Raw genomic sequence first — 22,885 nt, forward strand, 5'->3', positions numbered from 1 at the left:
GGCCCGGCGCCCGTCCCGCATACGATGATCGCCACCCGACGACCGCTCAGCCGTGGAGGCCCGCATGTCCGCACTCGACTCGTTCATCGCCGGCCTCCCCAAGGCGGAGCTGCACGTGCACCACGTCGGTTCCGCGTCCCCGCGCATCGTCGCCGAGCTGGCCGCCCGCCACCCCGACTCGCCGGTGCCCACCGATCCCGAGGCGCTGGCGGACTTCTTCACCTTCCGCGACTTCGCGCACTTCATCGAGGTGTATCTGTCGGTGGTCGACCTCATCAGGGACGCGGAGGACGTCCGGCTGCTGACGTACGAGGTCGCCCGCGACATGGCCCGGCAGAACATCCGCTACGCCGAGCTGACGGTCACTCCGTACAGCTCGACGCGGCGCGGCATCCCGGACGCGGCGTTCGTGGAGGCGATCGAGGACGCCCGCAAGGCGGCCGAGGCCGAACTGGGCGTGATACTGCGCTGGTGCTTCGACATCCCGGGTGAGGCCGGTCTGGAGGCCGCCGAGGAGACGACCCGGATCGCCTGTGACCTCAAGCCCGAGGGGCTCGTCTCCTTCGGGCTCGGCGGTCCGGAGATCGGGGTGCCGCGGCCGCAGTTCAAGCCGTACTTCGACCGGGCCATCGCGGCCGGGCTGCACAGCGTCCCGCACGCCGGGGAGACCACGGGCCCGCAGACGATCTGGGACGCCCTGGTGGACCTGCGCGCCGAGCGCATCGGCCACGGCACGAGCGCGCCGCAGGACCCGAAGCTGCTGGCCCATCTCGCCGAGCACCGCATCCCGTTGGAGGTCTGCCCCACCTCCAACCTGGCCACCCGGGCGGTCACCGATCTGGAGCGGCATCCCGTCAAGGAGATGTTCGCGGCGGGCGTCCTGGTCACCGTCAACAGCGACGACCCGCCGATGTTCGGCACGGACCTCAACCAGGAGTACGCGGTCGCGGCCCGGCTGCTCGGCCTCGACGCCCGGGGCGTCGCCGAGCTGGCCAAGAACGCGGTCGAGGCGTCCTTCATGGACCCCGCAGGCAAGGCGGCGCTGCGCGCGGAGATCGACGCCTACACCGCGGGCCGCCCGAACTGACGCCGCGGCGCCGGATCTCCGGTCACAATGACGGCATGCTCAACCCGCGCCCTACGGCTTCCGCTCCCGCCTTCACCGCCGTCGCCCACCGCGGCGACCCGTACGTGCACCGCGAGAACACGCTCGCCTCGATCCGCTCGGCACTGCTGGCGGGGGCGGAGGCGGTCGAGGTGGATGTGCGGCTGACGCGGGACGGCGTGCCCGTGCTGCTGCACGACGCGACGCTGGAACGGCTGTGGGAGCACTCGCGGTTCCTGGGCTCGCTCTCGGCAGAGGAGCTGCGGGGGCTGACGGGCGGCGGGGTACCGACGCTGCGCGAGGCGCTCGCGCTCGCCGGGGCGGAGGCACCCGCCCCGGGCCGGCGCCTCTTCGTCGACCTGCCCGACGTCTCGGCCGCGGAGGCGGCAGTGGCCGAGGTCCACGCGAGCGGGGCGGCCGGGCGGGTGTACTACTGCGGTGGCCCCGAGTCGATGCTCGCCGTCCGCCGGGCGGACCCGGAGGCCGAGATCGCGCTCACCTGGACGACGCTCGCCCCGCCGCGCGCGGCCCTGCTCGACCGGGTGCGCCCGGCGTGGATCAACTACCGCTTCGGGCTGCTGAGCCCGGAACTCGTCGCGGCCCACCACGCCCGGGGCTTCCTGGTCTCGGCGTGGACGGCCGACACGCGCCGCACGATGCGCCGCCTGCTGGCGGCGGGCGTGGACTCCATCACCACCAACCGCATCAGGACGCTGCGCTCGCTGGTGCCGGGCCCGTCCGGCGCTTGACGGCCGGACGGGACCCTCGCGACGCGCGCTGCCGGGCTCAGCCCACTCCCACGGGCTCCCAGGGGTTGGTCAGCACCGCGTCGTCCCCGATGGGCAGTCCGCTCGACCACCCGTGCTCGGGATCGCTCACGGAGAACTCCCTGGGCGTGAGGCAGTCCAGCCGCAGCGCCTCCGCGCCCGCCTCCCGCCATCCGCCGGCGTCGTCCCCGGCGATGCCGCGGGGCACGAGCACATCCACGCGGTACGGCGCGGACGCCGCCTCCGGCCCCGGCACGAACCCGCGATGGCCGAGCGAATGGGCGTAGTGGCCGGGTGAGTTGACCGAGATCGCCACGCCGCCGGGGATCCGGCGCTCGTGCCGTGCGCTCCCGTGCGCTCCCGTGTAGAGCAGCCGGGTGCCCGCCTTGAAGAGGGACACCCGCCCGTCGGGCCGCCGCAGGGGCAGCGCCTCGGCGTAGACGGTGTCGTACTCGACCGGCGCGCACTCGGAGAGATAGGTGCCGGCCAAAGCACGGCAGAGCTCGCCCAGTTGGCGGCTCGGTCGGGCGAACGCGAGCCGCCTGTCGCTGAAGACGATCAGGAAGGCGCTGGACTCGCCGTTGACCGCCCGCCGCTTCCAGGCGGCACGGGCCGTCCACACCTTGGCGGCGACGTGGTCATGGCCTTGAGCGAGGTCTTCCTCCAGGATCCAGCAGAGGTCGAGGCCCTTGCGCCGCCGGCCGCCCGGCGGATGGCCGATCCTCGCCACGAACCGGCCGTACGAGCACGGCCGCGCCTGGTCCAGCCAGGACAGCAGGGCCGCTTCCCGGTCCTCCTGCCGGGCGTCCGGCGCGAAGATCTCCTCGTGCGCCGCGTCGATGTCCGGTCCGCTTCCGGTCCGGCGGCCGGTCTGGGGCAAGGCTTCCAGGGCCTCGGCGATGGAGGGTCGTGCGGGCATGCCGAAACTGTTGCCGTTCAGTGCGATCACTCCCCCGGTGGTCTGCACGCCGATGACCTCTCGGCGATTGCGATAGTCTGGCCATCCGCGAGATCACTGGTCAAGACCGGATTCGGCGACGGATTCGGTGGCGGAATTTCCGCGGGGAAACGAAATCGGCCACCCTCAATCCCCTTACGCCGAGGCCCTCTTGAGGCTCCCCGAGCAACCCGGAGGCCGCGCTCAGAGACCGACGATCTCGTTCCACTCCTTGGTGAACCCGGGGCGCTCCCGGGCCGTCATGTCGCGGGCGGTGGCGAGCCGATTGCGCATCTCCTGACTGGGGAAGATCAGCGGATTCTCGGCGAGCGCGGCGAGGTCCTTGTCCTTGGACGAGGCGAGCACCTCACGGGCGTCGGGCACCGGGCAGACGTAATTGACCGCGGCCGCCAGCCGGGCCGCGACGTCGGGCCGGTAGTAGTAGTCGATGAGGTCTTCCGCGTTGCGCTTGTGACGGGCGAGGTTGGGGATCATCAGGCTCTCGGCCCACAGCTCCGCGCCCTCCTCCGGGACGACGAACTCGATGTCGGGGTTGTCGGCCTGGAGCTGGATGACGTCGCCGGAGTATGCCTGGCACGCCAGGACGTCCCCGGAGGAGAGGTCCTTGATGTAGTCGTTGCCGGTGAAGCGGCGGATATGGCGCTTGCGGACCAGGTCGCGGAGCTGGTCGGCCATGGTGTGGAAGTCGTCGGCGGTCCAGCGGGTGACGTCCGCGCCGTTGCCCTGCATGAGCAGCGAGAACGCCTCGTCCATCCCGGCGAGCAGGGTGACCCGCCCGCGGAGGTCGCTCTTCCACAGGTCGGAGGTGTGCCGGATCTCGCGGCCGAGCTTCTTGCGGTTGTAGGCGATACCGGTGATGCCGGACTGCCAGGGGACGCTGTGCAGCCGGCCGGGGTCGAAGTGCGGCTTGCGCAGCAGGGGGTCGAGCCGCCGCTCCACGTTCGGCTGACGGGAGCGGTCCATCTCCTGGACCCAGCCCAGGCGGACGTAGCGCGCGCACATCCAGTCGCTGACGACGACGAGGTCCCGGCCGGTCTCCTGGTGGTTCATCAGGGCGGGGCTGATCTTGCCGAAGAACTCGTCGTTGTCGTTGATCTCCTCGGTGTACTTCACCGAGATCCCGCTGCTCTTCTCGAAGCCCTCCAGCGTGGGCCGGCGCTGGGGGTCCTTCTCGTCGGTGTCGATGTAGAGCGGCCAGTTGGCGAAGACGAGCCGCTTGTCGCTCCCGGACCGGTCCCGCGCGGCGGCCCGGTCGCCCGGCTGGACGTACGCGGCGGGCACCCCGCATCCGGCGAGTGCGGCGGCCCCCGCGCCGGCACCGAGCGCGCGCAGCAGGGACCGGCGGGACAGCGTGTTCACGGGGCTCACTCGCATTTCGGCAGCATGGCGGTTCAGATCTTCGCGGACAATGTACGGCCTGTCCGGGAGCGGCTCCCCTCCCCCGACACCTTGACGGGGCGGAGCGCCTGGACGAGCGGATTCCGATCGCGTGCCGGGCCGGCGGGTTCCACTGGGCACCTCGCCCGAGCGTTCGATGGTACCGGCGACCGGGACCGCCGCCGACGCCCGTGGCGAGCGGCGTGAGCGGGGCCACGCCGGGGGCTCCCGGCGCCTCGGAAAAGCCTCGGGGAAACGGCCGCGGCCCCCGCCGGAGGGTTCCGGTGGGGGCCGCGGCCGGTGGCCTGGAGGATCAGTCCAGCGAGGTCATCACGTGCTTGATGCGCGTGTAGTCGTCGAAGCTGTAGCCCGAGAGGTCCTTGCCGTAACCGGACTGCTTGAAGCCGCCGTGCGGCATCTCGGCGACGAGCGGGATGTGGGTGTTGATCCACACGCAGCCGAAGTCCAGCCGCCGGGACATCCGCATGGCCCGCGCGTGGTCCTTGGTCCACACCGAGGAGGCCAGGGCGTACTCGACGCCGTTGGCGTAGGTGACGGCCTGCTCCTCGTCCGTGAAGGACTGGACGGTGATGACGGGGCCGAAGACCTCGTGCTGGATGATCTCGTCGTCCTGCTTGAGGCCGGAGACGACGGTCGGCGCGAAGAAGTAGCCCTGCTCGCCGACGCGGTGGCCGCCGGCCTCCACCTTGGCGTGGGCGGGCAGCCGCTCGATGAAGCCGGACACCTGCTTCAGCTGGTTGGCGTTGTTGAGCGGGCCGTAGAGCACGTCCTCGTCGTCCGGCAGGCCCGTCCTGGTGTCGGCGGCCGCCTTGGCGAGCGCGGTCACGAACTCGTCGTGCACGGACTCGTGCACCAGCACGCGGGTCGCGGCCGTACAGTCCTGGCCCGCGTTGAAGTAGCCCGCCACCGCGATGTCCTCGACGGCCTTGGCGATGTCGGCGTCCTCGAAGACGACGACGGGCGCCTTGCCGCCGAGCTCCAGGTGGACGCGCTTGACGTCCTTGGAGGCGGACGCCGCGACCTGGATGCCGGCCCGCACGGAGCCGGTGATCGAGGCCATGGCGGGCACCGGGTGCTCCACCATGAGGCGGCCGGTCTCCCGGTCGCCGCAGATCACGTTGAAGACGCCCTTGGGGTGGCCCAGTTCCTCCAGCACCCCGCCGATGATCTCGGCCATCAGGAGCGTGGAGGCGGGCGTGGTGTCGGAGGGCTTGAGGACGACGGTGTTGCCCGCGGCGAGCGCCGGGGCGAACTTCCACACGGCCATCATCATCGGGTAGTTCCACGGCGCGACCTGCGCGCAGACGCCGATCGGCTCCCGGCGGATGATGGAGGTCATCCCCTCCATGTACTCGCCGGCGGAGCGGCCCTCCAGCATCCGGGCGGCACCGGCGAAGAAGCGGATCTGGTCCACCATCGGCGGGATCTCTTCGCTGCGGGTGAGCGCGAGCGGCTTGCCGGTGTTCTCCGACTCGGTGGCGATCAGCTCCTCGGCCCGCGCCTCGAAGGCGTCGGCGATCTTGAGCAGGACCTTCTGCCGGTCGCCGGGCACCAGGTCGCGCCAGGCCGGGAAGGCCGCCTCGGCCGCGGCCATGGCGGCGTCGACGTCGGCGGCACCGGACAGGGGCGCGGTGGCGTACGCCTCGCCCGTGACGGGACTGACCACCTCGGTGGTCCGCCCGTCGGCGGCGTCCCGGAATTCTCCGGCGATGTAGTTGCGAAGACGACGCAGCTCGGTGGTCACGTGCGCCACCCTTTCTGTCAGCTGTCCGATGGGCGAGACACCAGCCTAGTCAGTGAGGCGACGCTTTCGACATACCTACCACCCAGAAACAACGGAATCAGTGATTCACGAGGCGATCGACAACGAATTTCATCGCTCAGGGCTTGCCACACAGACGAGTCCCATGCACAGTGAGTCCGTGGCCACTCGTAGCGCAGACCCGAAGAGCGTGCAGGGCACGCCCCCGATCGACGCCGTCTCCCTGGCGATCATCGAGCAACTCCAGGAGGACGGCCGCCGCCCCTACGCGGCGATCGGCAAGGCGGTCGGGCTGTCCGAGGCGGCCGTCCGGCAGCGGGTGCAGAAGCTGCTCGACCAGGGCGTGATGCAGATCGTCGCCGTCACCGACCCGCTCACCGTCGGATTCCGGCGGCAGGCGATGGTCGGCATCAACGTCGAGGGCGACCTCGACCCGGTGGCCGACGCCCTGACCGCGATGGACGAGGTGGAGTACGTGGTGATGACCGCCGGCTCCTTCGATCTCCTCGTCGAGATCGTCTGCGAGGACGACGACCACCTCCTCGAAATGATCAACAAGCGCATCCGGACCCTCCCCGGTGTGCGCTCCACCGAGAGCTTCGTCTACCTCAAGCTCCGCAAGCAGACCTACACATGGGGAACCCGATAGCCGTGAGCAAGGATCTCTCCCAGACGGCGTACGACCACCTGTGGATGCACTTCACCCGCATGTCGTCGTACGAGAACGCCCCCGTGCCCACCATCGTGCGCGGCGAGGGCACCTACATCTACGACGACAAGGGAAAGCGCTACCTCGACGGCCTCGCCGGGCTGTTCGTGGTCCAGGCCGGCCACGGCCGGAGCGAGCTGGCGGAGGCCGCCGCCAAGCAGGCGCAGGAGCTGGCCTTCTTCCCGGTGTGGAGCTATGCCCACCCCAAGGCCGTCGAGCTGGCCGAGCGGCTGGCCCACTACGCCCCCGGCGACCTCAACAAGGTCTTCTTCACCACCGGCGGCGGCGAGGCGGTCGAGACCGCGTGGAAGCTGGCCAAGCAGTTCCACAAGCTGACCGGCAACCACACCAAGTACAAGGTCATCTCACGGGCCGTCGCCTACCACGGCACCCCGCAGGGCGCGCTGTCCATCACCGGCCTGCCGGCCCTCAAGGCTCCCTTCGAGCCGCTGGTCCCCGGCGCGCACAAGGTGCCCAACACCAACATCTACCGCGCCCCGATCCACGGTGACGACCCCGAGGCGTTCGGCCGCTGGGCCGCCGACCAGATCGAGCAGGAGATCCTCTTCGAGGGCCCGGACACCGTCGCCGCCGTCTTCCTGGAGCCCGTGCAGAACGCCGGCGGCTGCTTCCCGCCGCCCCCCGGCTACTTCCAGCGGGTGCGCGAGATCTGCGACCGCCACAACGTCCTGCTGGTCTCCGACGAGGTCATCTGCGCCTTCGGCCGCCTCGGCACGATGTTCGCGTGCGACAAGTTCGGCTACGTCCCGGACATCATCACCTGCGCCAAGGGCATGACGTCGGGCTACTCCCCGATCGGCGCGGCCGTCATCTCCGACCGGATCGCCGAGCCCTTCTTCAAGGGCGACGCGACCTTCCTGCACGGCTACACCTTCGGCGGTCACCCGGTCTCCGCCGCCGTCGCGCTGGCCAACCTCGACATCTTCGAGCGCGAGGGCCTCAACCAGCACGTTCTGGACAACGAGGCGGCCTTTCGCGCCACTTTGTCGAAGCTGAACGACCTGCCGATCGTCGGCGACGTGCGGGGCAACGGCTTCTTCTACGGCATCGAGCTGGTGAAGGACAAGGCCACCAAGCAGTCCTTCACACCGGAGGAGTGCGAGCGCCTGCTCTACGGCTTCGTCTCCAAGCAGCTCTTCGAGAACGGCCTCTACTGCCGGGCCGACGACCGCGGCGACCCGGTCATCCAGCTCTCGCCGCCGCTGGTCGCCGACCAGTCGACCTTCGACGAGATCGAGCAGATAGTCCGCGGTGTCCTCACGGAGGCGTGGACCAGGATCTGACCGACCCGGACAGGCCGGTCCCCACCGCCGGCCCGTCCCTCCCGCCGTGGCCTCGCGCGACCCCCTTCGCCCCACGCGCGCGTGGGCCACGGCTTCCGGCCGGAGCGACCGCGCTCCGGCCGCACCTCGGCTCGCACCCGGCGCCCGCGTGCGCTCCGACGGACGGGCGAGTGCCGAGGATGAGGCCGACCGGAGGAAATAGGGCCCTCCAGCGCCGAGCCTGGGCGAGGGCTAGGATCCCGGTTCCGTACGGTGCCAGTGACCCAATGGCCTCCGGTTCGTTCACCCGGACAGGGGAACGGACCCTCTCAAGCGACCCGAGGTGCTCGATATGGTGGCCCCGCCGGACAATGACGTGCTCTGGGCACGTGGCCTGCATTACGCGTACGACGGCTCCCCCGCTCTCGCCGGGGTCTCCGTGGGCGTACGTGAGGGCGAGATCCTCGCCGTCACCGGGACACGTGGTTCCGGGAAGAGCACACTCCTGAAATGCCTGTCGGGCCAGCTGCTGCCCACGCCCGGTGAGGTGTGGTTCAACAGCGCGCCCGTGCACACCCTTTCGCGCCCCGCCCGGGAGCGGCTGCGCCGGGAGCGGTTCGGCTGGATCGACAGCGAGCCCCATCTCGTCCCGGAGCTCAGCGGCTGGGAGAACGCCGCCCTGCCGCTGCTGCTGCGCGGCATCGGACACCGGGCCGCCAAGCGGACCGCCGGTGAGTGGCTGGAGCGCCTCGACGTCGGCGACTGCGCCCGCAAGCGCCCGGCCGCCATGCTGATGGCACAGCGTCAGCGGATCGCCATCGCCCGCGCGCTGGCCACCGAACCGACCGTCATCTTCGCCGACGAGCCCACCGCGCCGCTGCACAACGCCGACCGGGCACAGGTGCTGCGCACCCTGACGACGGCCGCGCGCTCGCACCAGATCACGGTCGTCATCGCCACCCTGGACGACGAGATCGCCACGCTCGCCGACCGCACGGTCGCCCTGGCCGACGGCCGCCGGGCCAGCGGCATCCCGGCGCCCGACGCGCCCGGCGGAGAGGGCAGGGCGGCGTGCTCAGTCTCCGCCTAGCGCTCGGCGCCCACCCCCTCGTCCTGCTGCGAAGACTGCTGGTCGTGGCGGCCGCGGCGGGCGTCGGCTTCCTGCTGCTGTGCACCCTCGGGTACGCGGTGGCCCATCCGAAGGCGACCGGGCAGTCCGTCGTACGGCTGGTGTGGTGCGCCGTACCGCTCGCCGCCGTCGTGCAGTTCGCCCTCGCCGTGGCCCGTACGGACCCCTCCACCCGCCCGCGCGCGGGGCTGGACGCGGCCGGGCTCGGGCCGGTGCGGATGTCCCTCCTCGCGGCGGCCTCGACGGCGATCTCCTGCACGCTCGGCAGCGGCCTCGCCCTGCTGGTCTACCTGGAGCTCCGCGGCGACCTCGGCGGCACCCCGCTCAGCGGCTCAGCCGAAGGGCTGCTGGACGGGCACGCGCACCTGCCGTGGGGCGCGACGCTGACCCTCCTCGGCCTGCTGCCGGTCCTCGCGGCGGCCACGTGCGCCGTCGTGCTGCGCCCGCGCAAGGAGGCCGCGGCCGGCCCGCAGCCGGTGGACCCCGAGGCGGAGGCACCCGTGGCACCGCCCACCGTCCCGCCCGCTCCCAAGCCCGCCTACGCCGGGCTGCCCTGGGGCATCGCGATCATCTCGGTCGGCCTCGCGATGGAGGCATACGTGGGCCGCGGCCCGGCCCCCGACCCCGACACCCTGCTGTCGCTGCCCGGCCGCGCCGACGGCACCTCCCCCGGCGTCATCGGCGGCTGGCTCCTCGCCTCCCTCGGGCTCGTCCTCGCCGGGCCGGGCCTGACGCACTGGTGCGGGGTCCTGCTGTCGGCCGGGCGGCCCGGCGCCGTGCGGCTGCTGGCCGGGCGCATACTGCAGGACGCGGCCACCCGGATCGGCCGGCCGCTCGGAGTGCTGTGCGCCGTGGCCTCGGGCGCCCTCGCGGCGGCGGAGCTCTACGGCGCGGCCTGGGAGAGCGGGCCCCGCCCCTTCGGCCCGCTGACCGGTCTCGGCGCTGCCCTGGTGATGGCCTGTGTCACCGCCACCGCGATCACCGCCGCCCTGGACAGCCGGCAGAACCGCGCGGGCACCACGGCGGCGCTCCAGCGCCTGGGGCTCCCCGTCTCGATGCTCCGGGGCGCGGCCGTGCTGCGCACCTGTGTGCTGCTGGCCGTGCTCACCCCGCTGACCTGGGCGATCGCCGAACTGGCGGCTCTGCCCATGACCAGATGACGGACGGCGCCACCTGAGAGCTCACCGCTGACAGGCCGGTGGGCCGATGGCGCCGACCGGCCGTGCGCACCGCACGCGTACGCTTCCCGCGTGGCCCCTGCCGGAGGCGTCGGCCGCGGGCGGCTCATGACGGGCCGGACCGCGCCGGTGGACTTTCGTGAAGGAGCACCGGCGCGGGCGGCCGGCCCCATGGGCGGCCGGTATCGCGGTCCCTCCACGGACCCGTTCTTGACCTTTTCTTGACCCAAGGCAACTTCCGCGCCGAAAAGCACGTCTGGCTCAGAAGCACGACGGTTTATCAGGCGAACGGAGCAATTGGTGATCATCGGCCTAGTGACGGCTGTCGCGGCCTCGGCCTGTTATGGAACGGGTTCGGTCCTGCAAGCCGTGGGATCGCGGAAATCGGCCCGCCGCGAGGCCGCCACCGCCTCGTCCACAGGCACCACCCAGCACGGCGGGCCGAGCCTCTCCTCCACCGCGAAGGCCGCTGTGACCTGGGAGTTCATGGTCGGCACGGTCTTGGACTTCATAGGCTTCGGGCTCGGCGCGCTGGCCGCGCGGATGCTGCCGTTGTTCCTGTCCCAGACCGTCATCAGCGCCAACCTCGTCGTCACCGCCCTGCTGAGCATCAAGCTCCTGGGCATCCGGCTGACCAAGCCGGAGTGGGCGTCCATCGGCGTGGTCTGCTCCGCGCTGGTGCTGCTGGCGACCGCCGCGGGCCACGAGGGCGGCGGTGACGCCGCGCGGTCCACCCACTGGTGGCTGCTGGTCATCTCGGTCGTGCTGATGGGCGGCGGCACGCTGGCCGTGCGCCTGATGGGCTCGCGGGCCGCGATCCTCGCCGGTCTGCTGTCCGGCCTCGGCTTCGGCGCGATCGGCGTGGGCGTGCGCGTCCTGGACGGCATCGACCCGTTCGATCTGCCCACCCTGCTCGCGGACCCGGCCCTCTACGCCATCCTCATATCCGGCGCCGTCGGCATGTACCTGCACACCGTCGCGCTCCAGATCGGCTCCGTCAACGGCGCCACCGCGGCCCTGGTCGTCGGTGAGACCGTCCTGCCGGGCATCATCGGCGTCCTCCTGCTCGGCGACAGCTCCCGTCCCGGCTTCGCCTGGGTCGCGGTGCTCGGCTTCCTGCTGGCGGTGACCGGCGCGGTGGCGGTCGCGTGGTTCGGCGAACCGGAGGGCGCGCCGGAGGCGGAACCGGAGCCCAGGGAACTCCAGCCGACAGTAAGCGGCTGACGCACCGGTAAACCCACGAAAACGGGCCGGCCGCCTGTCCTCACGGACCAGGCGCCCGGCCCGTTCCCGTACGGTCAGGAACCGCCCAGCACGACCACGTCGTCGGCGCGGAACACCACGCCCACCCGGTCGCCCGCCTCCGGTGCCTCCCGCAGCCCGCACGCGGCCTCCAGCTCCGGGCCCTTTGACGGCCGGAGCAGCAGCACCACGTGATCGCCCCGGAACGTCCGCCCGGTGACCGTGCAGGGCAGCCCTTCCGCCTCCGGTGCCAGGCGCACACCGGCGGGCCGTACGAGCAGCCGGCAGCGCCCGTCAGGGGTCCCGGCAGGCACCGGGACCTTGCCCCACACCGTGTCGGCGCGCTCCCCGCGGACCGTCGCCTCGACCACGTTGTCGAAGCCGAGAAAACGGGCCACGAACTCCGACGCCGGCCGCTGCCAGACCTCCAGCGGAGTCCCGGCCTGCGCGATCCGGCCGTCCCGCATCACCACGACCCGGTCGGCGAGCGCGAACGCCTCGCCCTGGTCGTGGGTGACGGCCAGCACGGTGGTGCCCAGCCGCCCGAAGAGCTCCCGGAGCTCCACCACGAGGCGCTCGCGCAGGCTCCGGTCGAGCTGGCCCAGCGGCTCGTCGAGCATCAGCAGGCGCGGCCGCGGGGCGAGCGCGCGGGCGAGCGCGACGCGCTGCTGCTCGCCGCCCGACAGCGCCGCGACGGACCGCCGCTGGGCGCCCGGCAGCCCCACCATGTCGAGCAGTTCGGCCACCCGGTGCGCCGCCTCGGCGCGCCCGGTCCCGCGCATGCGCAGGCCGAAGCCGACGTTGCCGCCCACGTCCCGCTGCGGGAAGAGCTGGTGGTCCTGGAACATCAGGCCCACCTCGCGCCGGTGTGTCGGCACACCGCTCTGGTCGTTCCCCGAGAGGAACACCCGCCCGGCGTCCGCCCGCTGGAGACCGGCCACCACCCGCAGCAGGGTGGACTTGCCGCTGCCGCTCGGCCCGAGCACACACACCGTCTCGTGCTCGGCGACCTGGAGGTCCACCGCGTCCAGCGCCGCGCGCTCACCGAAGCGGACGGTCACGCCGTCCAGTCGCAGCAGGGACATCTAGAACTCTCCCGAACGGTCGGTGCGTACGCGCTCCAGAACCAGCAGCGCCGCCGCGCACACCAGCATCAGGATCGTGCTGAGGGCCATCGCCTGGCCGTAGTTGAGCTCCCCGGGCCGGCCCAGCAGACGGGCCACGGCCACGGGCAGCGTCGGGTTGTCGGGCCGGGCGATGAAGACGGTCGCGCCGAACTCGCCCAGTGACACGGCGAACGCGAAGCCGGCCGCGACCGCCAGGGCGCGGCCCACCAGCGGCAGGTCGACCTCGCGCCAGGCGCGCAGCGGTGAGGCGCCGAGCACGGCGGCGGCCTCGCGCAGCCGGGCGTCCACCGCGCGCAGCACGGGCAGCATGGTCCGCACGACGAACGGCACGCCCACCAGGGCCTGTGCGAGCGGCACCAGGATCCACGACGTGCGCAGGTCCAGCGGCGGCTCGTCCAGGGTGATCAGGAAGCCGAAGCCGACGGTCACGGCGGAGGTGCCGAGCGGCAGCATCAGCAGCGCGTCGAAGCCGCGGACGAGCTTCCCCGCCCGTCGGGTGAGCGCGGCGGCCGCCAGGCCGCCCACGACCACCGCGATGCCGGTGGCCGCCAGCGCGTACGACAGCGAATTGCCGATGGCCTCCAGCGGGGCGACGACGAACGTGCCGCCGTTGTCGCCCGCCGAGGCGAGGGCGCGGTAGAAGGCGAGTCCGTAGCCGTCGGGCCCGTCGAAGGAGCGCAGGGTGAGGACGAGCGGCACCAGCACCAGCAGCGCGATCACCGCGAGCACTGAGCCGAGCAGCGCCCACTGCGCCGCACCTCGCGGCCTGCGGGCGGTCCGCGCGGCGTCGACGAGCCTCAGGGCGGACTCCCTGCGGCGTACGGTCCGGCCGTGCACCACGAGCAGCACGGCCACCGCGACGAACTGCACGAGGGTGAGCACGGCCGCGGTCGGCAGGTCCAGCAGCTGCGCGGTCTGCTGATAGATCTCCACTTCCAGCGTGGAGTAGCGCGGGCCGCCCAGGATCTGCACGACGCCGAAGGAGGTGAAGGTGAAGAGGAAGACCATCAGCGCGGCGGCGGCCACGGCGGGCGCCAGCGCGGGCAGTGTCACCCGCCGCCAGGCGGCGAAGCGCCCGGCTCCCAGGACCCGCGCGGCCTCTTCCTGGCGCGGGTCGAGCTGCGCCCAGAGGCCGCCCACGGTCCGTACGACCACGGCGTAGTTGAAGAAGACGTGGGCGAGGAGGATCGCCCACACGGTGGTGTCCAGGCGCACGCCCCACAGCTCGTCCAGCAGCCCGCCGCGCCCCAGCAGCGCCAGGAACGCCGAGCCGACGACGACGGTCGGCAGGACGAAGGGGACGGTGACCACGGCCCGCAGCAGCTGCTTGCCGGGGAAGTCGAAACGCGCGAAGACGTACGCGCCGGGGAGCGCGAGTGCGAGGGTCAGCGCGGTGGAGGCGAGGGCCTGCCAGGTGGTGAACCACAGGACGTGGCCGGTCGCGGGATCGGTGACGACCTCGCCGATGCGGCCGAACTGCCAGTGCCCGCCGTCCTTGAGCCCGCGGGAGACGATCGCGGTGACGGGATAGGCGAAGAAGACCCCGAAGAAGGCGAGCGGCACGGCCATCAGGCCGAGCCGCACCACCGTCGGCCGGAGGGACCTCCCGGGCCGCCCGGAGGCGGTCCGGGGGGCCTTGGGCGGCCTTGCCGTGACGTCTACTTCAGGACGATCGAGGACCATGCCTTGACCCACTGCTCGCGGTTCTTGGCGATCTTCTCGGGGGCGAGCGTCGCGGGGTCGGTGACCTTCGCGCCGTATTTGGTGAACAGCTCCGGTAGCGCGGCGTCCTGGGCGGCGGGCTTGACGAACATGGTCAGCGGCATGTCCTCCTGGAACTTCTTGCCCAGCAGGAAGTCGATCAGCGCCTTGCCGCCCTCGGTGTTCTTCGCGCCGGACAGCAGCCCGGCGAATTCGATCTGCCGGAAGCACGTGCCGGTCGCGACGCCGGTCGGGGCCTCCTTCGGCTCCGGCTTCACGTCCATCACCTCGGCGGGCGGGCTGGAGGCATAGGAGACGACCAGCGGCTTGTCGCCCTTGGCCTTCCGCCCCGCGGCGGAGCCGGAGAAGCGCTGGTTGTACGCCTGCTCCCAGCCGTCGACCACCTCGACGCCGTTGGCCTTGAGCTTCTTCCAGTAGTCCTGCCAGCCGGCGTCGCCGTACCTGGCGATGCTGCCGAGCTGGAAGGCGAGGCCGGGCGAGGACGTCGCGGAGTTCTCCGTGACGAGGAGGTCCTTGTACTCCGGCTTGATCAGGTCGTCGAAGGACTGCGGCGGGGCCAGCTTGTGGCCGTCGAAATACGCGCGGTCGTAGTTGACGCAGATGTCACCGGTGTCGATCGGCGTGACCCGGTGCTGCGCGGCGTCGAGCTGGAGGTCCTTGGGGACGCGGTCCAGGCCCTTGGCCTCGTACGGCGTGAAGAGGTTCTTGTCCAGGGCACGCGACAGGAGGGTGTTGTCGACGCCGAAGAAGACGTCGCCCTGCGGGTGCCTGGCGGACAGGATCGCCTGGTTGACCGCCGCTCCGGCGTCACCGCTCTTGACCGTCTTGACGGTGTAGCCGCTCTGCTTCTCGAAGTCCTTGAGCACACTGTCCGAGATCTGGAACGAGTCGTGCGAGACGAGGGTGACGGTCTTGCCGCCGTCGGCCTTGTCGGAGCCGCCCGAGCCACAGGCGGCCAGCGCGGGCAGGCCGAGCGCGACGGCGGCCGCCGCGCCGAGGGCACGCCGGAGGTTGGTGTTCATGGTGCGATTGACTCCCTACGCCGGTATGACCCGGATCAGGTCCGAGGGTCTGCGGCCCGTGCCGCACTCTCAGCGCTCTCGCGCTCCCCTGTCGGAGTGTTCATTTGTGCGTTCGTTCGTGCGCGCGGAGGCGCGATGGCACCGTATCAGTGCCGCTTCGGGGCCGCGCTCAGCGCTCGGCCGCCGCCAGCTGTCCGCAGGCGCCGTCGATCTCCTGGCCACGGGTGTCGCGGACGGTCACCGGCACGCCGTGCGCGGCGATCGCCTGGACGAACGCCCGCTCGTCCTCCGGCCGGGAGGCCGTCCACTTCGACCCCGGGGTGGGGTTGAGCGGGATGAGGTTGACGTGCACACGCTTGCCCTTGAGGAGCCGGCCGAGCAGGTCACCGCGCCACGCCTGGTCGTTGATGTCACGGATCAGGGCGTACTCGATGGAGATGCGGCGGCCTGACTTCTCCGCGTACTCCCAGGCGGCGTCGAGGACCTCGCGGACCTTCCAGCGGGTGTTGACCGGCACCAGGGTGTCGCGCAGCTCGTCGTCGGGCGCGTGCAGCGAGACCGCGAGGCGGCACTTGAAGCCCTCGTCGGCGAAGCGGTGCATCGCGGGGACCAGACCGACGGTGGAGACGGTGATGCCGCGCTGGGAGAGGCCGAGGCCGTCGGGCTCGGGGTCGGTGAGCCGGCGGATGGCGCCGACGACCCGCTTGTAGTTGGCGAGCGGCTCGCCCATGCCCATGAAGACGATGTTGGACAGGCGCGCGGGCCCGCCGGGCACCTCGCCGTCGCGCAGCGCGCGCATGCCGTCCACGATCTGGTGCACGATCTCGGCGGCCGACAGATTGCGGTCGAGGCCGGCCTGGCCGGTGGCGCAGAACGGGCAGTTCATCCCGCAGCCGGCCTGGGAGCTGATGCACATGGTGACCCGGTCGGGGTAGCGCATCAGCACCGACTCCACCAGCTTGCCGTCGTGCAGCCGCCAGAGGGTCTTGCGGGTGGTGTCGTCGTCGCACGAGATGTGCCGGACGACACTCATCAGCTCGGGCAGCAGCTCGGCCGCGAGCTTCTCGCGGGAGGCGGCGGGGATGTCGGTCCATGCCGCGGGGTCGTGTGCGTACCGGGCGAAATAGTGCTGCGACAGCTGCTTCGCACGGAACGGCTTCTCGCCGATCGCGGCAACCGCCTCGCGGCGCTCGGCGGGCGAGAGATCGGCAAGGTGCCGCGGGGGCTGCTTGGCCCCGCGCGGCGCGACGAAAGTGAGTTCTCCAGGTGCAGGCATGGTCCTACCAGTGTCGCAGACGTGCGGAGAGGGGCCCGCCGTCCTGTGGACAACGAGCCCCTCACCGAGGAAAGCGCAGGCCGGAGCCCTATGCGCTGCCGACGAAGACCACCATCAGCAGCCACACCACCGGGGCGGTCGGCAGCAGGGAGTCCAGCCGGTCCATGATCCCGCCGTGGCCGGGCAGCAGGGCACCCATGTCCTTGATCCCCAGGTCGCGCTTGATCATGGACTCGCCGAGGTCGCCCAGCGTGGCGCTGACCGCGACGGCGAGGCCGAGCAGCAGGCCCTGCCACCACTTGCCGTCGTCGATCAGGAAGCGCATGCACAGCGCGCCCGCCACCATGGCGAACAGGACGGCCCCGAGCAGGCCCTCACGCGTCTTGCCGGGGCTGATGCGCGGCGCCAGCTTGCGCTTGCCGAACTTCCAGCCCACCGCGTACGCACCGGTGTCGCTGACGACCGTCAGGATCAGGAAGGTGAGCACCCGCCACGCGCCGTCGCCCGCGGCCAGCATCAGGGCCACGAACGTGGCCAGGAACGGCACGTAGAACGCGGCGAAGATGCCCGCCGTGACATCCCTGAGGTAACCGTCCGGCTGCTCCGGCATCCGCCACACGAGCACGGCGAGCGCGGTGAAGGCCATGGCCACCCACGCGCCCTCGGCACCGCTCGCGTAGCCGGCGATGACCATGGCGGCGCCGCCGAGCGCGAGCGGCACCAGGGGGGCCTTGACGGCCTTCCGCTCGGCCAGTCGGGAGGTCAGCTCCCACAGCCCGACGACGACCGCGACGACGATCACGCCGAGGAAGACGGGCTTGTAGATGAACAGGGAGGCGAGAATGACCGCGCCGAGGCCCAGTCCCACCCCTATCGCGGCCCGGAGGTCGCGGCCGGCGCTCTTCTTCCCGGCCTTGGGCGCCTGGGGGGCTGCAGGCTCCGGGGCAGAATCCTGGGGCCGGATGTCGGGCTCCTGTTCATCACGGAACAGAGGGCCGCGCAGGTGGGCGGCCCCCTCGTCACGGTCTTCCTGATCTCCGCCTGAGGAGGGCACGATGGGCATGGGCCGAGTCTGCGCCGCGGCGCCCGCCTCATGCACAGGACCCGCCGAGCCCGGGCGCACGTCCCCTCCGAGCGAGGGGGAGGGTCCGCGGTCGGTGGACCCCCAGTACCCGGTGCTCGACGGGGCCCCCCAGGATGTGTCGTTCATCAGACCTCGAGGAGCTCGGCTTCCTTGTGCTTGAGCAGCTCGTCCACCTGCGCGACGTACTTCGCGGTGGTGTCGTCGAGCTCCTTCTCCGCGCGGCGCACCTCGTCCTCGCCGGACTCCTTGTCCTTGACGAGCTTGTCCAGGGCGTCCTTGGCCTTGCGGCGGATGGAACGGATCGAGACCTTGGCGTCCTCGGCCTTGGTCTTGGCGACCTTGACGTACTCCCGGCGGCGCTGCTCGGTCAGCTCCGGGAACGTCACCCGGATGATGTTGCCGTCGTTGCTCGGGTTGACACCGAGGTCCGAGTCGCGAATGGCCTGCTCGATATTGCGCAGTGCGCTCTTGTCGAAGGGCGTCACCACGGCCATGCGCGGTTCCGGCACCGAGAAGGACGCCAGCTGGTTGATGGGCGTCAGCGCGCCGTAGTAATCCGCCACGATCTTGTTGAACATCGCGGGGTGCGCACGCCCGGTGCGAATCGCCGCGAAGTCCTCCTTGGCGACCACAACGGCCTTCTCCATCTTCTCCTCGGCCTCGAGGAGGATCTCTTCGATCACCACTTGCTCCTGGTGTTATCAGTAAGCAGAGCCTCGCCCCTGCGCGCGTCTTCTCCTGCACGGTGTCCGACCGGCAGGCAGTTGTCCATCCCCGTGCCGGGGTCTTCCCACGGCACGGTGTTGCCGTCCCTGTGCGGCGTGACAGCCCAGGACGGCGGTCGTCCGGGCCGTCAGGCCCGCGTGCTCTGGTCGCTCACGAGCGTGCCGATCTTCTCACCCTTGACCGCACGGGCGATGTTGCCCTCGGCGAGCAGCTCGAAGACGAGGATCGGCACCTGGTTGTCCATGCACAGGGAGATGGCGGTGGCGTCGGCGACCTTGAGGCCGCGCGAGAGCACCTCGCTGTACTCCAGCGCGTCGAACTTCACCGCGTCGGGGTTCTTCTTCGGGTCGGAGTCGTAGACGCCGTCGACGCCGTTCTTGCCCATCAGGATCGCCTCGGCGTGGATCTCCAGGGCGCGCTGGGCGGCGGTGGTGTCGGTGGAGAAGTAGGGCATGCCCATGCCGGCGCCGAAGATGACGACGCGGCCCTTCTCCAGGTGGCGCACCGCGCGCAGCGGGATGAACGGCTCGGCGACCTGGCCCATGGTGATGCCGGTCTGCACCCGCGTCTCGACGCCTTCCTTGACCAGGAAGTCCTGGAGGGCGAGCGAGTTCATCACGGTGCCGAGCATGCCCATGTAGTCCGAGCGGGCCCGGTCCATGCCGCGCTGCTGGAGCTCGGCGCCGCGGAAGAAGTTGCCGCCGCCGATGACGACGGCGATCTCGTAGCCCTCGCGGACGACTGCCGCGATCTCGCGAGCGATGGCGTGCACGACATCGGGGTCGACACCGAGGCCCCCGCCGCCGGCGAATGCCTCGCCGGACAGTTTGAGCATAAACCGTCGGCGTTTGCCGTGGTCGTCGCTTTTGTCGTCGGCTACCGGCCGGGCGTCCGCACCCTGATTCATTGGAGATCTCCTCGTGCACATACGAAGAAGGCCATTGCCGGATGGGTCTTTATCAGATCCCTGTACGGCAATGGCCTCCTCGTCACATCAGCGGCCGACCGGTGAAGGGTCGGCTGCGTACGACCCTAGCGGGTCGCAGGTCATTCGCTGCCCTGCTGACGGCTCAGGCGCCGACGCGGATGCGCGCGAAGCGCTTCAGCGTGACACCGGCCTCGTCCAGAACCTTCTGGACGGTCTTCTTGTTGTCCTTGGCGAACGCCTGCTCGAGAACGGAGTTCTCCTTGACGAAGCCGGTGACGCGACCCTCGATGATCTTCGGCAGGGCGGCCTCGGGCTTGCCCTCCTCGCGGGCGGTGGCCTCGGCGACGCGGCGCTCGTTCTCGAGCACGTCGGCCGGGATGTCCTCGCGGGAGAGGAACTTCGGCGCGAACGCGGCGATGTGCTGCGCGATGTCCTTGGCGACCTCGGCGTTGTCCTTGTCGAGCTCGACCAGGACGCCGACCTGCGGCGGGAGGTCCGCGGCGGTGCGGTGCATGTACGCGGAGACGAAGCCGTCGGCGAACAGCGCGAAGCGGTCGACGACGATCTTCTCACCGAGGGTGGCGTTGGCCTCGTCCACGAACGCCTGGACGGTCTTGCCGGCCTCGATCTCGGACGCCATGAGCGCCTCGAGGTCCGCCGGAGCGGTCTTGGCGACGTGGGCGGCCAGGGTCTCGGCGACGGCGATGAACTTCTCGCCCTTGGCGACGAAGTCGGTCTCGCACTTCAGCTCGACGAGCACACCGGAGGTGTTGTCGTCGGCGATGACCGAGACGACGGCACCGTTCGAGGTGGTGCGGCTCTCGCGCTTGGCCACGCCCTTCAGGCCCTTGACGCGGACGATCTCGACGGCCTTGTCCAGGTCGCCGGCCGCCTCGTCCAGCGCCTTCTTGCAGTCCATCATGCCGGCGCCGGTGAGCTCGCGGAGCTTCTTGACGTCAGCGGCGGTGAAGTTCGCCATGGTGAATCTCTCTCGGAAGTCGTTGTGACTACGGGTGCGCGACGGGGGCGGCGCGCTCGCGCCGGCCCCCGCCGTCATCTACCGCGACTGAGTTGTCAGGCCTGCTCGTCCGTGGCCGGCTTCTCGGCCTCGACGGCCTTCTCGGCCTCGGCGGCCGGAGCCTCGGTCTCGTCAGCCTTCTTCTCGCCCTCGAGCAGGTCGCGCTCCCACTCGGCGAGCGGCTCGCCGGCGGCCTTGTCGGCCTTGGCGTCACCGGTGGCGGCACCGGAGCGGGCGATGAGGCCCTCGGCGACGGCGTCGGCGATCACGCGGGTGAGCAGCGTGACGGAGCGGATCGCGTCGTCGTTGCCCGGGATCTTGTAGTCGACCTCGTCGGGGTCGCAGTTGGTGTCGAGGATCGCGACGACCGGGATGCGCAGCTTGCGCGCCTCACCGACGGCGATGTGCTCCTTCTTGGTGTCCACGATCCAGACGGCGCTGGGCACCTTCTGCATCTCGCGGATACCGCCGAGGGTCTTCTCGAGCTTGGTCTTCTCGCGGGAGAGGACGAGCAGCTCCTTCTTGGTGAGGCCGGAGGCGGCCACATCCTCGAAGTCGATGAGCTCGAGCTCCTTCAGGCGCTGGAGGCGCTTGTAGACGGTCGAGAAGTTGGTGAGCATGCCGCCCAGCCAGCGCTGGTTGACGTACGGCATCCCGACGCGGGTCGCCTGCTCGGCGATGGCCTCCTGGGCCTGCTTCTTCGTGCCGACGAACATGATGGAGCCACCGTGCGCGACGGTCTCCTTGACGAACTCGTAGGCGCGGTCGATGTACGACAGCGACTGGAGCAGGTCGATGATGTAGATGCCGTTGCGCTCCGTGAAGATGAAACGCTTCATCTTCGGGTTCCAACGACGGGTCTGGTGACCGAAGTGGACGCCGCTCTCCAGCAGCTCCCGCATCGTGACGACGGCCATGGCCGCGCTCCTTGAAATACTCGGTTCCACGGCGGCCGGGCGGCCGCCGCTCCTGACGCCCCGACGTGCCCGCCGTGAAAGGCACCCTTGCGAGGAACCGTTCCGCGGACCGAGAGACACGGCCACCGGGCTGCCCGAAAGGGACTGACGCGCCGGTAGCGGGGCGTGCGAAGTCGATCCGGTGACCCGGATCGCCATGAGAAGTGTACGGGACCCGGGAAGGCCCGGGTGACGACGTTGTGCACAACCCGCGAGTAGTCCACAGATCCTGGTCAAGATCCCCACGAATCGGCGCCGTGCGTCACCGTTCTCGCATGCGATCTTCCACGCGATGCCCCGGGGCCGCGGCCTCGGCGGCCCTGAGCGTCTTGCTGACCGTGACCGCGCTCCTCGCCTGCGTCGTCACACGTTTCACCTGGGACCCGCACCTCACGGCCTCCGCGCCGTTCACGGTCACCGCCGTGGCCGCCGCCAAGGGCCCTCCGGGGCCGGGCGGGGCCGCCGCTGGTGACCGGGCGTGGCCGGTCGCCGGGGCACACGGCCCCCGCCCCTTGGTCGTACGGGCGTGGGACCCGCCTCCGGTGCGCTGGGCGGCGGGCCACCGCGGGGTGGATCTCGACACCAGGGCGGGGCAGCCGGTGCGCGCGGCCGCCCCCGGGACGGTGTCCTTCGCCGGCACGGTCGCGGGCCGGGGAGTCGTGGCCGTCACCCTGTCCGGGACGGGCGACCCACCGCTGCGGATCACCTATGAACCGGTGCGGCCGGGCGTCCGCGAGGGCGATCAGGTGGCCGCGGGGCAGCCGGTGGGCACCGTGTCGGCGGGCCCCTTCCACTGCCCGGCCGGCTGCCTGCACTGGGGGCTGCTCCGCGGGGACACCTACCTCGATCCCCTGACGCTGCTGCCGCCGTGGATGCTCCGCCGCCCGCCGTCCCGGCTGCTGCCGCTCACCGGACCGCTCGGGGCGCTCCTCGCGCGGGTCTCAGCCCCGGACCCCGCGCAGGGCCATGGAGACGGCCGCCTCGGTGATGTGGTGCGGCTCCTCGGCCGCACCGAGCTCGATGCGGCGGACCGCGGCGTCGACCACTCCCTGGAGGAGCATCGCGGCGAGGCGGGGCTGCTCATGGCCGAGGGCGACGAGGGCCTCGACGACCATGGCCACCAGCCCACCGTGCGCGGCACGGATCTTCTCCCGCGCGCCGGAGTCCAGCTCGCCCGCGGAGATCGCGACAACGGCGCGGTGCCGCCGGTCGCCGACGAGCGCCAGCTGCCGGCGCACATACGCCTCGATCTTCGCCTCGGGGGTCTCGGCGCGCTCCATCGCGGCCTCGACCTCGGCGGCCCAGACGGGGAAGTCGACGGCACACAGCTCCTCGACCACCGCGGCGCGCGACCGGAAGTACTCATAGACGGAGGACCGTGCCAGCCCGGTGCGCTCGGCCAGCGCGGGGAAGGTCAGCGCCTCCGTACCGCCTTCGGACAGCAGGGAGCGTGCGGCGTCCAGCAAGGCGTCGCGCTGCATCGTCCGGTGCTCGG

General features: G+C 71.3%; 20 protein-coding genes, 1 pseudogene and 1 riboswitch. Of the genes and pseudogenes, 8 read left to right on the top strand and 13 right to left on the bottom strand.

Going from position 1 to position 22,885, the window contains the following annotated elements; genetic code table 11:
* Positions 1-64 precede the first annotated feature (64 nt).
* Together ACFY1P_RS32565 and ACFY1P_RS32570 are read left to right on the top strand one after the other, a co-directional pair.
* Positions 65-1,087, top strand: coding sequence for an adenosine deaminase (locus ACFY1P_RS32565; RefSeq protein ID WP_361535064.1), 1,023 nt, complete (start codon positions 65-67; stop codon positions 1,085-1,087).
* 35 nt (positions 1,088-1,122) lie between these two features.
* A complete protein-coding gene (locus ACFY1P_RS32570; RefSeq protein ID WP_361535061.1) occupies positions 1,123-1,854 on the top strand; it encodes a glycerophosphodiester phosphodiesterase in 732 nt (243 codons plus the stop codon).
* A gap of 37 nt (positions 1,855-1,891) precedes the next feature.
* Here the strand turns inward: ACFY1P_RS32570 and ACFY1P_RS32575 are convergent, their stop codons facing one another.
* From ACFY1P_RS32575 to ACFY1P_RS32585, 3 genes are all read right to left on the bottom strand, one after another.
* A complete protein-coding gene (locus ACFY1P_RS32575; protein ID WP_361535058.1) occupies positions 1,892-2,791 on the bottom strand; it encodes a hypothetical protein in 900 nt (299 codons plus the stop codon).
* 222 nt (positions 2,792-3,013) lie between these two features.
* Positions 3,014-4,180 carry a spermidine/putrescine ABC transporter substrate-binding protein gene (locus tag ACFY1P_RS32580; RefSeq protein ID WP_390752666.1) on the bottom strand — a complete coding sequence of 389 codons (1,167 nt, stop codon included), beginning with the start codon at positions 4,178-4,180 and terminating at the stop codon, positions 3,014-3,016.
* Between the two features lie 340 nt (positions 4,181-4,520).
* Entirely contained in the window at positions 4,521-5,972 is a 1,452-nt protein-coding gene (locus tag ACFY1P_RS32585) for a gamma-aminobutyraldehyde dehydrogenase (protein ID WP_361525269.1), read from the bottom strand.
* A gap of 163 nt (positions 5,973-6,135) precedes the next feature.
* On the opposite strand from ACFY1P_RS32585, the gene ACFY1P_RS32590 reads away from it, so the two are divergent.
* The 5 genes from ACFY1P_RS32590 to ACFY1P_RS32610 all read left to right on the top strand — a co-directional run bounded on the left by ACFY1P_RS32590 (position 6,136) and on the right by ACFY1P_RS32610 (position 11,513).
* Positions 6,136-6,639, top strand: coding sequence for an Lrp/AsnC family transcriptional regulator (locus tag ACFY1P_RS32590; protein WP_390752655.1), 504 nt, complete (start codon positions 6,136-6,138; stop codon positions 6,637-6,639).
* Positions 6,624-8,003, top strand: coding sequence for an aspartate aminotransferase family protein (locus ACFY1P_RS32595; protein WP_361525264.1), 1,380 nt, complete (start codon positions 6,624-6,626; stop codon positions 8,001-8,003). Before ACFY1P_RS32590 ends, ACFY1P_RS32595 begins: the two co-directional genes overlap by 16 nt.
* 331 nt (positions 8,004-8,334) lie before the next feature.
* On the top strand, positions 8,335-9,072 hold the full coding sequence (locus ACFY1P_RS32600) for an ATP-binding cassette domain-containing protein (protein ID WP_361525261.1): 738 nt from the start codon (positions 8,335-8,337) through the stop codon (positions 9,070-9,072).
* Positions 9,054-10,271 carry a hypothetical protein gene (locus ACFY1P_RS32605; protein WP_361525258.1) on the top strand — a complete coding sequence of 406 codons (1,218 nt, stop codon included), beginning with the start codon at positions 9,054-9,056 and terminating at the stop codon, positions 10,269-10,271. Before ACFY1P_RS32600 ends, ACFY1P_RS32605 begins: the two co-directional genes overlap by 19 nt.
* 318 nt (positions 10,272-10,589) lie before the next feature.
* Positions 10,590-11,513, top strand: coding sequence for a hypothetical protein (locus ACFY1P_RS32610; protein ID WP_390752656.1), 924 nt, complete (start codon positions 10,590-10,592; stop codon positions 11,511-11,513).
* 74 nt (positions 11,514-11,587) lie between these two features.
* Here ACFY1P_RS32610 and ACFY1P_RS32615 read toward each other — a convergent pair whose 3' ends face one another.
* The 9 genes from ACFY1P_RS32615 to rpsB form a co-directional block, all read right to left on the bottom strand.
* A complete protein-coding gene (locus ACFY1P_RS32615; RefSeq protein ID WP_390752657.1) occupies positions 11,588-12,616 on the bottom strand; it encodes an ABC transporter ATP-binding protein in 1,029 nt (342 codons plus the stop codon).
* Positions 12,617-14,227 (bottom strand): ABC transporter permease, encoded by a 1,611-nt coding sequence (locus ACFY1P_RS32620; RefSeq protein ID WP_390752667.1) that lies wholly within the window; start codon positions 14,225-14,227, stop codon positions 12,617-12,619.
* Between the two features lie 89 nt (positions 14,228-14,316).
* Entirely contained in the window at positions 14,317-15,402 is a 1,086-nt protein-coding gene (locus tag ACFY1P_RS32625; protein WP_390752658.1) for a thiamine ABC transporter substrate binding subunit, read from the bottom strand.
* A riboswitch (TPP riboswitch) is annotated at positions 15,398-15,502 on the bottom strand. It overlaps the preceding gene by 5 nt.
* 69 nt (positions 15,503-15,571) lie before the next feature.
* Complete coding sequence (gene rlmN, locus ACFY1P_RS32630; RefSeq protein ID WP_361525243.1) at positions 15,572-16,678, bottom strand: 23S rRNA (adenine(2503)-C(2))-methyltransferase RlmN; 1,107 nt, start codon at positions 16,676-16,678, stop codon at positions 15,572-15,574.
* Positions 16,679-16,766: 88 nt separating this feature from the next.
* On the bottom strand, positions 16,767-17,888 hold the full coding sequence (locus ACFY1P_RS32635) for a phosphatidate cytidylyltransferase (protein ID WP_390752659.1): 1,122 nt from the start codon (positions 17,886-17,888) through the stop codon (positions 16,767-16,769).
* On the bottom strand, positions 17,888-18,445 hold the full coding sequence (gene frr / locus ACFY1P_RS32640) for a ribosome recycling factor (RefSeq protein WP_361525237.1): 558 nt from the start codon (positions 18,443-18,445) through the stop codon (positions 17,888-17,890). Before frr ends, ACFY1P_RS32635 begins: the two co-directional genes overlap by 1 nt.
* A 170-nt stretch (positions 18,446-18,615) precedes the next feature.
* Positions 18,616-19,395, bottom strand: a complete 780-nt coding sequence (gene pyrH / locus ACFY1P_RS32645; protein WP_390752660.1) for a UMP kinase — start codon at positions 19,393-19,395, stop codon at positions 18,616-18,618.
* A gap of 163 nt (positions 19,396-19,558) precedes the next feature.
* Complete coding sequence (gene tsf, locus ACFY1P_RS32650) at positions 19,559-20,395, bottom strand: translation elongation factor Ts (protein ID WP_361525231.1); 837 nt, start codon at positions 20,393-20,395, stop codon at positions 19,559-19,561.
* A gap of 95 nt (positions 20,396-20,490) precedes the next feature.
* The gene (rpsB, locus tag ACFY1P_RS32655) at positions 20,491-21,351 is read right to left on the bottom strand and encodes a 30S ribosomal protein S2 (protein ID WP_361525229.1); all 861 of its coding nucleotides are present in this window, start codon (positions 21,349-21,351) and stop codon (positions 20,491-20,493) included.
* Between the two features lie 314 nt (positions 21,352-21,665).
* Here rpsB and ACFY1P_RS32660 point away from each other — a divergent pair.
* Positions 21,666-22,181: pseudogene (locus tag ACFY1P_RS32660) on the top strand (peptidoglycan DD-metalloendopeptidase family protein); the annotation flags it as partial.
* Positions 22,182-22,331: 150 nt separating this feature from the next.
* On the opposite strand, the gene ACFY1P_RS32665 reads toward ACFY1P_RS32660, so the two are convergent.
* Positions 22,332-22,871: a helix-turn-helix domain-containing protein gene (locus tag ACFY1P_RS32665; protein WP_361525283.1), complete on the bottom strand. Its 540-nt coding sequence runs from the start codon at positions 22,869-22,871 to the stop codon at positions 22,332-22,334.
* Positions 22,872-22,885 lie beyond the last annotated feature (14 nt).

This window comes from Streptomyces sp. NPDC001407, from assembly GCF_042895325.1.
Lineage (GTDB): Bacteria > Actinomycetota > Actinomycetes > Streptomycetales > Streptomycetaceae > Streptomyces.